Below are 14803 nucleotides of genomic sequence, written 5' to 3' on the forward strand. Positions count from 1 at the left end.
GGCTCACGACCGGTACCGGCATCCAACCATCCGGCTTCCGTGCGGCTTCCATCACCCCATCGATAGAACAGAGGTTCCCATCCAGTGGGGCGATGGGCCCGCTGTAAAGGCGCCGTCATGCGGCGAACCCGATGTTGGTGACGTACTCGTACTGGCCCCACTGGGAACCGAAGTCGACGACCTGGTCGATCCACGCGTCGGCCAGCTCCTGCTCGTCGCCAGCGGCCCACGCGCCGACGATCCGGCCCCACCGCCGTACGTTCAGGGTCCGGAACTCGACGGGCCTCTGGCGCGTGCGGGAGACCTGCGACTGGTTGAGCGGGTGGAACTCCACGCGGGTGCCGCGCCCGTCGCGGTTGAGGCGGGCAAGGAGGTAGCGGGCGGCGTTCTCGCGTCGTACGGCGCGGTAGGCCTGCTCGATCGCGGCGAGGTTCGCACGGGACGGGGAGCGGGTGCCGGCGAGCCAGGCCCGGATCGTGCGGGGAGTGGCGGTCAGGCCGGCCTGGCGGGCGGCGGCCCGGGCGTGGTCGGTGCGGGTGAGGTAGTGCAGGCGGGCGAGCCGGCCACGCCGTGCCGTGATCGGGGTCGCGACGTACCCGGCGAGCGCGTCCAGGGCGTGGGTGGGGTGGGCAGACCCGGCCACGAAATTCCGTCGGTTTCCCACCTCCGGGCGCACACCGATGGCGACTCGGTGGCTCACCGCGGGATGATGATGTTCGAGCCCCCTGCACGACAGCGGATCTCCGGCGGCCGGCCCGCCCACGCACGTCACGTCTTCCCCGCCCAGCGCGTGGAGATACCCGTCCTGCGCACGCGCAGGGCACGACCCGCGACCTCAGGAGGTGATCGAGTGCGGACTCCCCCCAAGCCGCACAACGGCTTGCGCCCGAAAGTGCTCCGGCCCTCGCTGAATACCCGGCGGACCCGGCTCGACATGGCAGGGATCCTGCTGGTCCTCCTCGCGACGATGGTGCTGCTGAGCTGGTTCGGTATTGGCAACTTCGTCCATGCTCTGACCTTCCCCGGTCGCCTCACCGGTGCCGTCCTCATCACGATCGCGTTCACCACGCTCTTGGCTGCCGGCGCAGTCCTGGACTACTGGATCGGGCACAGCTTCCAGCACTCTGGTCTGGTCGTACTGATCGGTGTGTTTGCGGCGTTCCTGGCCGACGCCTTGCTGCTGCTCAGGACGGTGAAGAACGGCGATCTGCTGCTTTTCAAGGTGCTCTTCGCCGTACTCACGGCGGGGGCGGCTTGGGCTCTCTACGCCGTGTGGCGGACGTCGGTCACGGTCCCCGCCCCGAAGCGGGTGGCCGCTGCGCTGCTGGTCTCCTCGGCCCTCGCTGTCACCAATTTCGGCTACCAGAACCTTTATCTGCCGTACCGGCGTGAGGCCAGGCCTGTCATCACCTTGTCTGTTGGGAAGGCTGTGTTACGCAAGGACCGCAAGGCGTTCACCGTACCGGTTGACATCACACTCCAGAACCACGCCGACGTGGGGTTCTACGTGCTCGGCACGGAAGTCCACGCCATGGGGGAACAGGTGGGGCTGAGCCCCCACGACCGACTCCGTCCGCAGTGGCGAAGCGATGCCGAACAGTTTGCCCAGTCCTCGGGGGAGGCGAACCCGCTCTCCCGCAGGGAGATCCACCAGACTGGCCAGTTGGTGGAGGCAAAACCCTGGATGCAGCCCGGAAACTGGATCGAGCCGAGCGACTCCTTCACCACGCGCCTGGTGGTGGAACTACCCATCGACACGCGGTATGACCAGTTGGCCTTCTACGCCAGCGCGAGCCTTGCGCGCAAGGACCAGGTCGTGCTGGATCCACCACTCCAGTTCGTGACGACCTCCTGGGGTGGTGACGCGCCGAAATGGGTGAAGGACCAGCAGAAGAACGGCACCGACTCCCTCCTTTACCGTGCCCGGGTGCACGAGAACAACGAGATCGACGAAACCATCAGGCAACCGCGCTTCGTCACCGTCTACTGGTCCTTCGGCACGCATGGTGCAGCTGTGTGGTCGGCCATTACACGCAAGGACGACAATGGCAGCAGGCCATTGTCCGGGGAGGACCAACGGGAACTGGTGAGCCGGTACGGTCTCGTCAATCTCTCCACCGGCCCCGTCGAGCGGACCTTGTGGGACATCAAGGCCCAGCAATGAGCCGCGCCGCGGTAACGAACTCGCCCGGCCACCAGTAACCTTGACTCTGTCGGGGATCTTGGAATTGCCGAGGTCAGCTGCCCAGGGTTCGCCAGGACTTCGGCCGGGCTATCTCGCGCTGGTCGAGGTAGTCCTGGAAGGCGGTCGGCCGGCGGGGCCGGGGTGTTTCCTCGGCCGGCGACAGTCTGCTGAGACGCTCGAGGTTGACGGCAATAGCCGTCAGGACATGCTGGATGTGGGCTTTTGGCTGTCCTCGGTAGCGGCAGCGGCGCATGCCGTGTCCGTGGCGAACTCGTTGACCGTGCCCTCCACGCCCGAGCGGACCGCGTAGCGGGCCTTCCACTCGGGCGTCTGTTGCTCGGGTGCGGACACGGAGTTGCAGGTCGCGGAGTTCTCGTGGGGGAAAGCCAACGGTCCGGGCGCTGTCGGCGGTGGTGGTGCACCGGGTGCGGACCGGACACGGTCGGCACTGGCTCTTGGTGAACCGGGCCACGATCAGCGGGGCCGCGGTGGGCGAGGAGGTCGGGTAGGGGCCGTGCCAGCCCGCACTGACCTGTCCCCGGGGGCAGGTGACCTGCTGATTGTCGTAGTCGATGTGGAAGTCGTCCCGGGCGAAGCCCTCGTTTTGGCGGTGTTGGCGGGTGGCGTTGCTCCGGAGCGGCCCGGACACGGTGACCTGGTGTTCACGGGCGGCTTCTTCCAGGTGGGGCAGCGAGGTGTAGCCGGCGTCGACCAGGTGCTCGGCGGGCAGCAGCCCGCGGCGCGCGAGGCGGGTGTGGATGCCGGGCAGGACCTGGCTGTCGTGCGTGGTGGCCGCGGTGGTGACCACGTCCGTGATCACGTTGGGGCCGTCGGGAGCACACGTCTCCGTCAGGTGAGCGGAGAATCCCTTCCAGCTGATGATGTGTCCGTGCCGGGCGTAGCGGGCCGAGGTGTCATACGGGGAGACGATCGCCAGGGACGAGGGCGGCAGCCCGGGCCCCTCCTCTTTCTCGGCGGTGCGCCAGCACAGCCTGCCTGCGGTGTCATGGTGGTAGTTCTGGACCATGATCTGGCGCAGGGCCCGGACTTGAGGGCCGGACGTGCAGTCTGCTCCGTGACGGTGGAGATGTTCCAGGAGCCGGACGGCGTCGTTGCCAGTCGCGAGGATCCTGGTCTTGGGCTTGGTGGGGTTCTTACCCAGGCGGACCGGACGTCCGTAGCGGCGTCCCCAGTCCTCGTCGACCAGCTGGTCCAGCAGGTGAGGGGAGATGCTGGCGACTTCTTCCAGCGCGGCGCGTACCGCCTCGGTGATCAGCTCCAGGCGGGTCAGGTCACGGACCGCGGCCAGGACATGGGTCGAATCGGTGCGCTGCGTGGTGCGCTCGCGCACCAGCCCGGCCTCCCTGAGGCGGGCCAGAGCAAGGTCGAGGAGGCGGTCGGCACGGTCGCCTTCGGCGAGACGGTCGCGGAAGTCGGCCAGCACACTGTGGTGGAAGCCGAGGTCATCCAGCTCCATGGCCAGCGCGTACTTGAAGTCGATGCGGCAGCGGACCGCCTCGGCAGCCTGCCGCTCCGACAGACCCAGCACGAACTGCAGCACACACACGGTGGCCAGTTGAGCAGGCGAAAGACCCGGACGCCCCAGGCCTCCTCGGCGGACTGCCGCTCGCTGGCGTGGTGCAGCGGGCCGCCGGCGGACTCGGCGAAGTTCAGGTGCGCCCGCAGGACCCGCAGCGCGGTACGGCCCCGCTCCCCGCGCCACTGTGTGGTCTCGATCCGGTCCCGCAGCGCGGCCAGGAACTCATAGGCGTGGTCACGGGAACCGAGCACCATGCTGGTGCTGACGGCTGTGACGGCGCTGGCCCACACCCGGTGGATGTAGTCCGATGCGCGGGACGGTCCGGAGCACAGGGCGATGTTCCGGGCGTGGCGGCCGCCCTCGTGGTCGGGGTGTAGCAGCAGCCGGGTCAGCTGCTCGACGCTTCCGCCGACGCGAGCCACGTGGCAGGCGATTGCCGCGGTGATCCGGTGACCGTGCTCCGATATGCCTTGGCGGTCGCCGCGCAAGGTCACCCTGCGGCCGTCGGCACTGAGCCTGCTGTAGCTGCCTGCCGCGTAGCGGCCGGTGAGGTCGCCGAGCAGGACCAGGTCGGCGGCGGGCTTGGGGAGGGAGGCGAGTCCATGCCGCGTGGTGTGGCTGCCTGTGGTTGCCTCTGGTGGGAAAAGTCCGGACGTGAAGCCGACGGGGAGTCGTGCGGGTGGGCTGTGGAGTCTGGCATTCTGGGGTCGTCCCAAGGACATGGATGCCACCGAGGACCTCTAAATCAGAGGTGGTGTCCGGAACCGACCTCCAATCGGTGCCAGCGAAGCCTCCAGGACTGCCGTCCTGGGGGCTTTCGTGCGCTCCGGCACCGGTCGGAGGCAGGCGTCCCCATCGCGGCTCGACCGGAGACGACCGGGAGGCCTGTCAGAGTTGCCACCCTGGATCGTACTGGCCAACGCCGGTCGCTCAAGGGGCAGTTTGGGAGGCTGATGCCTCTGACTGCCTCTGGGCGACCCGGGTCGAACCGGGGTCGAATCAGAGTGTTTTCCTCTGACTGCCTTCGATCGCCTCTGCAACCCGACCTAGCAGGTCACAGCCGTTTCGGCCTCAGTAAGCCCAGGTCAGAGGGGTGCGTCGGTGGTACCGGCAGTCCCAGGAAGAAGGATCTGCTGGCTGACCGGGCGGCCGGGGCGCAGGCTGGACGCATGACGACAACACTGATCACCGGAGCCAACAAGGGCATCGGCTACGAAACCGCCCGCCAGCTCATCGCCGCAGGTCACACCGTGTATATCGGAGCCCGGGACGCCGGGCGCGGACGCCGGGCCGCCGAGGAACTGGGCGCCCGGTTCGTCCTCATCGACGTCACCGACGACGCCTCCGTCGACGCCGCGGCCAAGACCGTCGAGGCCGACGGCGGACTGGACGTCCTGATCAACAACGCCGGGATCGAGACCCGGACCGCGGACAACAGCGTGCCCACCGCCGAGACCGTGACCGCCGACCAGATGCGGAACACCTTCGAGACCAACGTCTTCGGTGTGGTCCGCGTCCTGCACGCCTTCCTGCCGCTGCTGCGACGCTCGGCGGCACCGGTCGTGGTCAACGTCAGCAGCGGTCTGGCCTCGCTGACGGCCCTCTCCGACCCCGACCACCCCGCTCACTTCTACCCGGGCATCGCGTACCCGACCTCCAAGACCGCCGTGAACATGCTCACCGTGCAGTTCGCGAAGGCGTTCCCGGCCATGCGGATCAACTCGGTCGAGCCCGGCTTCACCAAGACCGACCTGAACGGCAACACGGGCACGCAGACCGTGGCGGAGGGCGCCGAGATCATCGTCCGGATGGCGCAGCTCGGCCCGGACGGACCGACCGGCGGCTACTTCGACGTCAACGGCCCGCTGGCCTGGTGAGTCACAGCTGAATTAGCCGGGGCGCGGTGCCGCTCGGCGAGCAGGGAGGCACCGTCGAACCCCGCGGCACCGGCGGCGGTGATGTGAGCGGCCAGCCAGGCCGCGAAGGTGGCCGCCACACCGGGCGGCAGCAGCGGGGGCCCGTCGGGGTGACCGGTCAGAACGGGGCACCGCCGCGGGCCCAGTCCTCGGCGACACGGGCCGACACGGGCGCGGCAGGTGTCCGGCCAGCGACGCGCCGGCCGGGTCGCGTCGCGTCGCGTCGCCGTGAACATCCCACGCCGGATCGGCCGCCGACGCACCCTGTACGTGGCCCTCGACGGTCGGCCCGTCCCGCCGAACGCGCCCTGGCCTGGGGACTGGTGGACCGGATCGAGGAGTGAGACGCCCGGTGAGGCGGTGAGGCGGTGAGGCGGTGAGGCGGTGAGGCGGTGAGGCGGTGAGGCGGTGAGGCGGTGAGGCGGTGAGGCGGTGCCTGCCCTCAGCCGATGCAGATGACCAGCAGACAGAGCTGCGAGGGCGCGGTCGCGGTCGGGGCGGGACTCGCCGGCTGCGCCGGCGTGCTGTCATCGGCGGTGGGTGTGGGCGTGGCCGTCGGCTCCGACGGGGTGGCGGTGCTACCGGAGGCCGTGCCCGCGGCCGCGGCCTGGGGCTGGGCGGCGGACGACGTCGTGGACGGCACCGATATGACGGTGAGCCGGCGACGGGGTGTCGAGGTGGCCTGGGGCGTGCCGACGGTCTGCTCGTGCGGCGCGTTGGCGGTGGCCGTCGACCGGGCGGAGGGGGTGGGGTCAGGGGCCCGGTGGCGGCCGGTCGGTGTCGACGCCGACGGCGTGGGCTCGGTTGCCTCCTCGTCCGCGACTCCCATGGTGGTGGTGTCCGGGGCGCTGGCCGCCTGCGCCCGGTCCGTGGACTGCCGGTCCAGCGAGGCGACGGTCAGACCGCCGCCGACCAGGGCGACCGCGGTGGCCACCAAGGCCCGCCGCTGGGTCTTCTTCCAGCGGACCCGCTGACGGCGCCGGGCCGCCCGGCCGAGCGGCCCGGCAGCCACGGCGGGGGAGTCGTCGTACGAATCCTCGGCGGACTCCACCACCTCGTCCGCGCCTTCCGGGTAGTCCGTGCCGTCGTGCCAGGCGCTGTCGGCCGGGGCCTGCCAGGGCGTCGGGACCGCGCGGGGCGCGATGTCCGGGGCGTAGGCGCCGCAACCGGGGCACGCCAGGGCGCCGTTGAGGTGCCGACGGCACGAGGAGCAGTAGTCCATCCGCGGTCTTCCTGACTCGACTGCGCCAGCGGCGTCCTCGGCCGTGGCCTGATCTCGATCACACATGGGATCGAACGGCCAGAACGGTAGCGAGCCTTTGGCTGGGCAGTGTGCAGCCTGTGTGTTGTTTCTGCGCAGATGCGGCCCTTGGATACGACCGGGTACGCCGAGTCACCGCCGCAGGCAAACCGCGGGAGGTCCCGCAGCTCGACGCCATGCTCCGGGAGCGGGCGCAGGGCGTTGGCAAGTCTGAGCGGGTGGCGCCCCGGCGGAAGCGGGAGCCCGCTGTTCGCGGCGCGTCAGCGCGCAGTCTCCGCCTCGGGTTTGCGTCCCCAGGCGGTCAGCATGCCGGCGGACAGCGCGGCGCACTCGTCGGACTCCAGGTAGCGGACCGCCGCGTCGACGGCCGCGTCGTCGACCAGGCCGGTGGCGAGCATCGCCGCCCGGCTCCGCTCCCAGGTGTCCGCCCAGAAGCGGCTGATGGGACTGCCCGGCAGCAGCGGCGGCACATGGATCTCGGCGGCGACGGACACCAGCCCCGCCCCCCGCAGCAGTTGCGGGTAGGACGGCACCCAGGAGACGTCGGTGCCGATGGTCGCCCGCAGTCCCTGCCACATCGCCCGCATCACCGTGGAGTACGGGGTGCCGGGCGTCCGGTCGCTCGTCAGATCGACCGCGTCGCTCAGCACCAGCACCCCGCCCGGTTCCACGAGTCCGGCCAACGCGGTGATCAGACGGTCGTGCTCGGACAGGTGCATCAGCACGAAGCGTGCGTGGACGAGCCGGAACCGGCCGCGGATCGAGTCCGGGGCGGCGGTGATGTCGGCCTCCAGCACGTCGAGCCCGGGCCGCTCGGTGAGGAAACGTACGTCCCGGTCCACGGCGAGCACGCTCTCCACCCCGGCCTCGTCCAGGAGCCTGCGGGAGACCGTGCCCGTGCCGGCCCCCACGTCGAGGCAACGCCAGCCCGGGCCGGCCCCGAGCGCGCGCAGCCGCGCCATGGTGAGGTCGTCGTAGACGAGGGCGCCGACGTCGATGCGCTCACCCTCGCCCGCCTGTTCGGGACGGAAGACGGCCTCGCCGTAGTGGCCGCCGCCCGGAGCGGTGGTCATGCCGTCACCGGAGTGCCGCCGAGCCCGAGCGGTCGGTACAGCGGATCGTCGCGGAGTTTCACGGCCGGGCCTCCTCACGGGGTGGTGCGGCCCGTCCCAGGGCGGCCGCATCACCGATCCTCCACCGACGACCGCCCGCACACCCGAGGCGCGCCGCGCCTGACCCGATCGGCCTCACCAGCCGTGGGCGGGACGCCGTCGGCGATCGGCGGGACCAGGGCGGGCGGCACGCGCACGCAGAGCAGCTCCGAGGGAACCGGTGCGTGCGCGGCGCGGTGCTGCCGGTACCCAAGCCGACGTCTGCCGGGCTCGGCACGACCGGCACAGTCGCCGTGCGACGCCGGTCCGGTGACGGGGTATCAGCGCGGCGCTTCGGGGGGTGCCCGTGCCGGTCCGTTCTCAGGCCGTGCATAGGATGGTCTCGATGCGCCCCGCCGAGCAGCCCGCCCCGCCACCGCCGTACCGGCGGTGGCGAGCCCTGCTCGTGCTGGGGCTGCTGGCAGGGCTGCTCGGCATGCACGCCCTGGCGCCCGGCGGTGTCCTGGGGCACGGCGGGCACGAACGGGTCTCGCACATGACCGTCATGGCCACCGCGTACGACGGCTGTCCCGGCGGCGACGGCCACTGCGGTAGCGACCACGCGCATCACGCCGACGCGGTCTGCGCCTCGGGCGCGGTGAGCGGCGGACCGGCGCTGCCCGCGCTCGTCCCGGACCCGGTACCCGTCCCCGCGGCGGCCCACACGGCCGGCTCCTGCCCGGCCACGGCACCGGACGGCGCCCGTGCGCCTCCCGATCTGGCCGAACTACAGCTGCTGCGGATCTAGAGGCACCGAGCCGGCCGTGCGCGTACAGCGCCGCGGTCGTGCTGCCGCGTGCCCACTCACACCCACCGCAGGAGATCTGGCATGACCACCATGCGTACCCGCGCTGTTCTCGTCGCGCTGACCGCGACCGCCGCACTCGCTCTCACCGCGTGCGGCAGTGGCGATGACACCGCGCACTCCGCACCCGCCACGCAGTCGGCGTCGGCCACCACGGCCGGCGCGCACAACGCCCAGGATGTGTCCTTCGCGCAGAGCATGATCCCGCACCACCGGCAGGCCCTGGAGATGGCGGAACTCGCCGCCGGCCGGGCATCCTCGGCGCGGGTCAAGGACCTCGCCGCGCGGATCGAGGACGCCCAGGACCCGGAGATCAGGACCATGTCCGGCTGGCTCAAGGCCTGGGGCGAGGACGTGCCCATGGCGGGCATGGACCACAGCGGCCACGCCGACATGGCCGGGATGATGGACGACAAGGACATGACCGCGCTGAAGAAGGCCAAGGGGACGGACTTCGACACGATGTTCCTGACCATGATGGTCGAGCACCATCGGGGCGCCGTCGAGATGGCCACCACGGAGAAGTCCAAGGGTGACTACGCCCCGGCCACGAGCATGGCCGGCGACATCGTCACCGCGCAGAACGCCGAGATCGGGGAAATGAACAAGCTGCTCGGGAAGGGCTGATCAGAGCGGGGCCGGCCGCGCCCGCCGGCGCGGCCGACCCCTCGCTCAGACCGCGAGCACCTTCTCCGGCACGCCCAGCGCCGACCGCAGTTCCTCCGTCGTGACGGTCAGCGGCGGGGCCAGCCGGATCGTCGAGCCGTGCCCAGGGCGCGCTCGGCGCGCGCCCACGCCACCACGGGCGGCGGTTCCGCCGGCGGCGGGCAGAGGCGGACGAGGCATCGAGAGCGACCATGGAAGGACGCTACGGGAACGTCAGCCGGCGCCCGTGGGCAGGTTGGCAGGACAGGTCGATGCCGAGTGAGCGGACGGGCGCGGGCCGCCACTAGCCCGCCGCCCGCTACGGCAGCGCCGCCTCTCGACGTCCGGGGGCTCGCGGGTCCGGCGTCAGCGCGGGGAGTCGGGCAACGTGGCGAGCAACCGTTTGTCCGTCACCACGGCCAGCGACAGGGTGCGATAGCCGACTGACTCGAACAGGATGGTGACCTTGCCGTCGCCCTCGCTCATGACCTCGCCCTGGCCCCACTGGTCATGGCGCACGCGGACGCCCGGCAGGTAGGCGTGGTCGTCCGCCGTGGGGCGTGCGACCGGCTCCGCCGCGCGGACGGCACCCGCGGAGCCGCCCGCCCGCGCACCGGCCCGGAGCCACCGGCGTGGCTGCGTGGCCGCCTTGTCAGGCCGTCCGGCGTCCCCGGACCGCTCGCGCCTCGGCCCGCTCGCAGGCTGGGCCGCCGGGCCCGTGCAGTTGTCGCACGCCCCGCACGGGACGGGGACGGACTCACCGAAGTATCCGAGGAGGAACCGCCGCCGGCAGTCGGTCGTCTCGGAGTACCCGCGCATCATGTCGACCCGGGACTGTTCGAGCTTGCGGTGCGTGGCGTAGACGTCGAGGGCGCTCTGCACCGCGGCGTCGACGTCGTCATCCGCCAAGGCTCCGTCGGCGCCGGCCACGCCGGTGAAGCGGCTGCCGTCCCGGCCGGTACGGACGGCCCCGGCCTCCTCCAGCAGGTTCAGCACGGCGGACAGTGCCGTCGCGCCGAGTTCGCAGTCGGTCCGGAGCCGGGTCGCGCCCACCGGGCCCTCCTCGCCGCGCAGCCGCTCGGCGACGCGGCGCAGCGCGTCGGCGTCGGGAGCGCCGGCGGCGAAGAACCGTTGCAGGCCAAGATCCTGCGGACGATAGGCGAGGATCGCCCGGGCCGGTGCCCCGTCGCGGCCGGCCCGGCCGATCTCCTGGTAGTAGGCGTCGAGCGAGCCGGGGACGGACGCGTGCAGCACGAAGCGCACGTTCGCCTTGTCGATGCCCATCCCGAACGCCGAGGTCGCCACGACCACGTCGAGTTCACCGGAGCTGAACCGGTCCTGGGTTCGGCCGCGTTCGGCGGCGGACCGGCCCGCGTGGTAGCTCGCGGCGGACAGTCCGAGGTCGCTCAACTGCTCGGCGTAGCTGTCCGCTGCGCGCCGCGTGCCCGCGTACACGATTCCCGGCTTCTCCTCGACGGCGGCCCGCTCCACGACGAACCGCTCCTTGGCGGCTCCGTCCTGGAAGGTGGTCACGTCCAGGTGGATGTTGGGGCGGTCGAAGCCGGCCACTATCTCCACCGGGTCGTTCATGCCGAGACGTTCGGCGATGTCCCGGCGTACCGGGGCCGCCGCGTTCGCGGTCAGGGCGAGCACCGGCGGGTTGCCGAGCCGCTCGCGCGCGTGGCGCAGCCGCAGGTAGTCCGGCCGGAAGTCGTGCCCCCAGGACGACACGCAGTGCGCCTCGTCCACCACGAGCAGGCGGGGCCGGACGGCAGCGAGCCGGTCCGTGACATCCGGCTTGGCAAGCTGTTCAGGAGCGAGGAAGACCACGTCGACCGAGGAGGCACTGATGCGGGCCCATGCCGTCTCGTTGTCGCTTCGGCGCTGCGCGGAGTTGATGGCGGCGGCGCGCAGCGCGCCGGATCCGAGCAGGCTTTGCATCTGGTCCCGCTGAAGCGCGATCAGCGGCGAGACGACCACGACCGGACCGCCGAGCAGGACCGCAGGCACCTGGTACACGGCGGACTTGCCCGCGCCGGTCGGCATGACGGCGAGTACGTCACGCCCCTTCATCACGGCCTTCATCGCACTCAGTTGGGCCGGACGCAACTGCTGCCAGCCGAAGACCCGACGGGCGATGCCGCGCAGACGACGGGACGTGAGTGCGAACATGGTTCTCCTTGAGGGGTGGGCGTCGCCGTGTGTCTGGCGGCTACCCCGGTTCGCCGGGATATCGCCTCCACGTGATGCGGTCGCCATGACCGTTCGCCGAAGGATTCCTTCCGGCCTTTCCCACCCGTCGTTCTGCCGCGCCCCCGGCGACCGCCCCGGCGGACCGCACACCAATCCTGCGGAGCGCGCTGCCAGGGGCAGACAACCAGGCAGACACCGGCGCGCTGTCCAGAGGGTTGAGGATCGGCCACCGGCCGCTGATGCGGAGGGGGGCCGGGTGTGGGGCGGCCCAGGAGTTTTCCGCGGTCAGCAGCACCACCCCCTTGTCCCTGCCCCTCACGTGCCGCTGTCTTTCAGTTGGCATGCCCGCGTGGTGACCTTGCTGTTGTGCGGGACGAAGGCGATCGCGTCGAAGGCGACGTCGGCGTCTCTGGTTCCCGGGTCGTGTAAAGGTCGGGGCGGTGATCGACAGAGCGCCTTTCCAGGAGGTACGACAGGCAGCTTCCGTGCTCGGCGGCGTGGTCAAGGGCGCAACGCACGCAGGCCTGTCCGCGTCGCCGAACACACCGACCCGCCGACGTCGGCGAGATGCGGAGCCGTTCACGGGCCGGCCGTACGTGAGTTCAGGTCGAGGACCGGCATGGGCGGGCCGCCCGGCGGCATGTTCAACGGAGTGACGACCTGGATCGTCGAGGGCAGGGCGGGGCCGTCTTCGGGGAGTGCCTTGTGGGCCCGCATGATGAGCTGGCAGGCGCGGCGCATGTCCTGGCGCAGGTCGTGGTGCAGGACCGCGGACAACCGGCGCTCGTGCAGCAGGCGGGTGTTGTCGTGGTCGAGGTCATGGGCGATGAACACCGCGCACTCCCGTCCGAGGGCCTCGAAGGCCTCCAGGGTGGCGAGGTTGCCTCCGCCCACGGAGTACACGGCGACGATGTCCTCGTCGTGCTTGAGTGCGTCGAGCACGAGGTCGTACTGGGTGGCATCCAGGCCGTCGCTGTCGGTGACCTCCACCAGCGTCCGCCGGGGCTGGTCGAGGCGCATGGCGCTGCGGAAGCCCATTTCGCGCTCCTCCTCGCCACGGAAGGAGCCGCGGCTGATGGTGGTGAGCACGTTGCCGGGCCGGTCGCCGAGCCACTGCCCGAGCAGGTACGCGGCGGTGGCGCCGGCCGCACGGTTGTCGATGCCGACGTAGGCCAGGCGTGCGCTGTGCGGGAGGTCGGTCACCAGGGTGACGACCGGGATGCCGGCCGCGACCAGCCGCCCGACGGCGGCGGCGATCTCCGGCAGGTCGGGGGCCTTGAGGAGCACGCCCTGGGAACCCCGCTTGGCGATCTTGTCCAGGGTCCCGATCAGCTCGGCGGCGGGGCAGGTCTCCCGGAAGTGGAAGCGTGACCGCACGATGGCAGGGTGGAGAGAGGGCAGTTCGGCCTCCAGCGCCTCGCGCACGGCGGTGGAGAACCGCGCCGGTGTCTGCATCACGATGTCGATCATGAAGGTGCGGCCCCCGATGCGGACCTGGGCCTGCTGACGGTCCAGGTCCTTGATGGCTTCCTGCACCTCCCTGACGGTGCTCTCCCGCACATTGCCCCGCTGATTGAGTACGCGGTCGACCGTGGCAGTGCTCAGCCCTGCCTGACGGGCGATTTCCCTGATCGGGTAGGGGTGCCTCATGACTGATCCCAAGACGTTCTGATGGACTTTTGATGTACTGGCAAGCATTGAATGATGGCTTCGGGTTCTCAAGACTGGCAGAAATGCACGGACTGCGAAAGGACCCCCGGAGGTCTCCCACAGTCGCGGGAGCGCGGACCTGGCCGACCGAGGCGGACTGCGATTTCGAAGCGTTCCGCCTCCTCGTGGAGCAGTGCGCCGCCCCCGCGGACCATCCCTCGGCGGAGCGGGTCGAAGAGAACGTTCCGCTGTACGACAGTGGGCGGCTCCGCTCGCTGGCGGCGACCCCGGAGAGCCGTCGCAGCGTCCAGGACGAGTTGGCGCGGGCGCTGCTGGACGGACCGGGGATCGTCGTCCTGAAGGGTGCCGAGGCGAGCACCCTCTCGCTCCACGAGCACCGGCCCGTACGACTCGACGAGGTGCGCAAGGGATGACGAACGAACCCCTGCGGATCGGAGTCCTGGGCGCCGCCCGCATCGCCGGACTCTCGATCGTCGGGCCCGCCCGTGCGGGCGGTCACCGCCTGGTCGCGGTGGCCGCCCGCGACCGGGGCCGGGCCGCGGACTTCGCCTCCGCCCATGGTGTCGAGCGCGTCGCCGACTCGTACGCCGAACTGGTCGCCGATCCCGAGATCGAGGTCGTGTACAACCCGTTGGCCAACAGCCTGCACGGCCCGTGGAACCTGGCCGCCCTCGCCGCCGGCAAGCACGTTCTCTCCGAGAAGCCGTCCGCGAGCAACACCGAGGAGGCGACCGAGGTCCGCGACGCCGTGGCCAAGGCGGGCACCGTGTTCATGGAGGGCTTCCACTATCTGTTCCACCCGGTCACCCGGCGCCTGCACGAGCTCTTGGACAGCGGGGAGTTGGGCGACCTACGGCATGTCGAGGCCATGGTCGCGATGCCCGCGCCCGCGGACACCGACGTGCGCTGGTCGCTGCCGCTGGCCGGCGGTGCGCTCATGGACCTCGGGTGCTACAGCCTGCACGCGCTGCGGATGCTCGCTCCCTGGGCCGGTGGTGCGCCCAGGCTCGTCGCCGCGCGCGGTGGCGAGCGAGCCAAGGCGGCGGGCGTCGACGAGTGGCTGTATGCCGATCTGGAGTTCCCGAGCGGGGTCACCGGCGTAGCCAACTGCCATATGGCGTACGACAAGTGGCAGATGACCTGCCGTGTGGTGGGCACGCGCGGTGAGGCCACGGCGATGAACTTCGTGCAACCGCACCTGGACGACCGCGTGGTGGTCCGCACGCCCGTCGGCGAGCGTACCGAGGAACTCGGCCGCAGGTCGTCGTACACCTTCCAGTTGGAGGCTTTCGCGGCCCGCCTGCGGGACGGTGCACCGCTGGCGCTCGATGCGGAGGACGCGCTGACCACCATGCGCCTCATCGACGGGTGTTACCAGGCGGCCGGCTTCCCCGTCCGGCCACGCACCCTGCTCCCGCCCGCCGGCTGAGCAGCAA

Annotated in this window: 13 protein-coding genes; 6 read left to right on the forward strand and 7 right to left on the reverse strand. The window is 71.0% G+C overall.

Annotation, left to right across the window (positions count from 1 at the left end; all coding sequences use genetic code 11):
- Positions 1-115: 115 nt before the first annotated feature.
- Positions 116-664, reverse strand: a complete 549-nt coding sequence (locus tag AB0N16_RS31240; protein ID WP_365802862.1) for a transcriptional regulator — start codon at positions 662-664, stop codon at positions 116-118.
- A gap of 186 nt (positions 665-850) precedes the next feature.
- Between AB0N16_RS31240 and AB0N16_RS31245 the strand changes: the two genes are divergently transcribed.
- Positions 851-2164: a hypothetical protein gene (locus tag AB0N16_RS31245; RefSeq protein ID WP_365802506.1), complete on the forward strand. Its 1314-nt coding sequence runs from the start codon at positions 851-853 to the stop codon at positions 2162-2164.
- A gap of 73 nt (positions 2165-2237) precedes the next feature.
- On the opposite strand, the gene AB0N16_RS31250 is transcribed toward AB0N16_RS31245, so the two are convergent.
- A complete protein-coding gene (locus AB0N16_RS31250) occupies positions 2238-3752 on the reverse strand; it encodes a transposase (RefSeq protein ID WP_365802508.1) in 1515 nt (504 codons plus the stop codon).
- Between the two features lie 1142 nt (positions 3753-4894).
- Here AB0N16_RS31250 and AB0N16_RS31255 point away from each other — a divergent pair.
- A complete protein-coding gene (locus AB0N16_RS31255; protein ID WP_365802510.1) occupies positions 4895-5602 on the forward strand; it encodes an SDR family oxidoreductase in 708 nt (235 codons plus the stop codon).
- Positions 5603-6083: 481 nt separating this feature from the next.
- Here the strand turns inward: AB0N16_RS31255 and AB0N16_RS31260 are convergent, their stop codons facing one another.
- Together AB0N16_RS31260 and AB0N16_RS31265 are read right to left on the reverse strand one after the other, a co-directional pair.
- Positions 6084-6863, reverse strand: a complete 780-nt coding sequence (locus tag AB0N16_RS31260) for a hypothetical protein (protein ID WP_365802512.1) — start codon at positions 6861-6863, stop codon at positions 6084-6086.
- A gap of 299 nt (positions 6864-7162) precedes the next feature.
- Entirely contained in the window at positions 7163-7975 is an 813-nt protein-coding gene (locus tag AB0N16_RS31265) for a class I SAM-dependent methyltransferase (protein ID WP_365802514.1), read from the reverse strand.
- Between the two features lie 424 nt (positions 7976-8399).
- Between AB0N16_RS31265 and AB0N16_RS31270 the strand changes: the two genes are divergently transcribed.
- On the forward strand, positions 8400-8801 hold the full coding sequence (locus tag AB0N16_RS31270) for a DUF6153 family protein (protein WP_365802516.1): 402 nt from the start codon (positions 8400-8402) through the stop codon (positions 8799-8801).
- An 81-nt stretch (positions 8802-8882) separates the two neighbouring features.
- A complete protein-coding gene (locus AB0N16_RS31275; protein WP_365802518.1) occupies positions 8883-9485 on the forward strand; it encodes a DUF305 domain-containing protein in 603 nt (200 codons plus the stop codon).
- A 45-nt stretch (positions 9486-9530) separates the two neighbouring features.
- Here the strand turns inward: AB0N16_RS31275 and AB0N16_RS31280 are convergent, their stop codons facing one another.
- From AB0N16_RS31280 to AB0N16_RS31290, 3 genes are all read right to left on the reverse strand, one after another.
- Complete coding sequence (locus tag AB0N16_RS31280; protein ID WP_365802874.1) at positions 9531-9704, reverse strand: hypothetical protein; 174 nt, start codon at positions 9702-9704, stop codon at positions 9531-9533.
- Positions 9705-9869: 165 nt separating this feature from the next.
- Entirely contained in the window at positions 9870-11675 is a 1806-nt protein-coding gene (locus AB0N16_RS31285; RefSeq protein WP_365802520.1) for a RecQ family ATP-dependent DNA helicase, read from the reverse strand.
- Positions 11676-12275: 600 nt separating this feature from the next.
- Complete coding sequence (locus AB0N16_RS31290) at positions 12276-13346, reverse strand: LacI family DNA-binding transcriptional regulator (protein WP_365802522.1); 1071 nt, start codon at positions 13344-13346, stop codon at positions 12276-12278.
- A gap of 83 nt (positions 13347-13429) precedes the next feature.
- Here AB0N16_RS31290 and AB0N16_RS31295 point away from each other — a divergent pair, with 83 nt between their 5' ends.
- Together AB0N16_RS31295 and AB0N16_RS31300 are read left to right on the forward strand one after the other, a co-directional pair.
- Positions 13430-13780, forward strand: a complete 351-nt coding sequence (locus AB0N16_RS31295) for a hypothetical protein (RefSeq protein WP_365802524.1) — start codon at positions 13430-13432, stop codon at positions 13778-13780.
- On the forward strand, positions 13777-14796 hold the full coding sequence (locus AB0N16_RS31300; protein WP_365802526.1) for a Gfo/Idh/MocA family oxidoreductase: 1020 nt from the start codon (positions 13777-13779) through the stop codon (positions 14794-14796). Before AB0N16_RS31295 ends, AB0N16_RS31300 begins: the two co-directional genes overlap by 4 nt.
- The last annotated feature ends 7 nt before the right edge of the window (positions 14797-14803 follow it).

This window comes from Streptomyces sp. NPDC051105 (genome assembly GCF_040682795.1).
Lineage (GTDB): Bacteria > Actinomycetota > Actinomycetes > Streptomycetales > Streptomycetaceae > Streptomyces.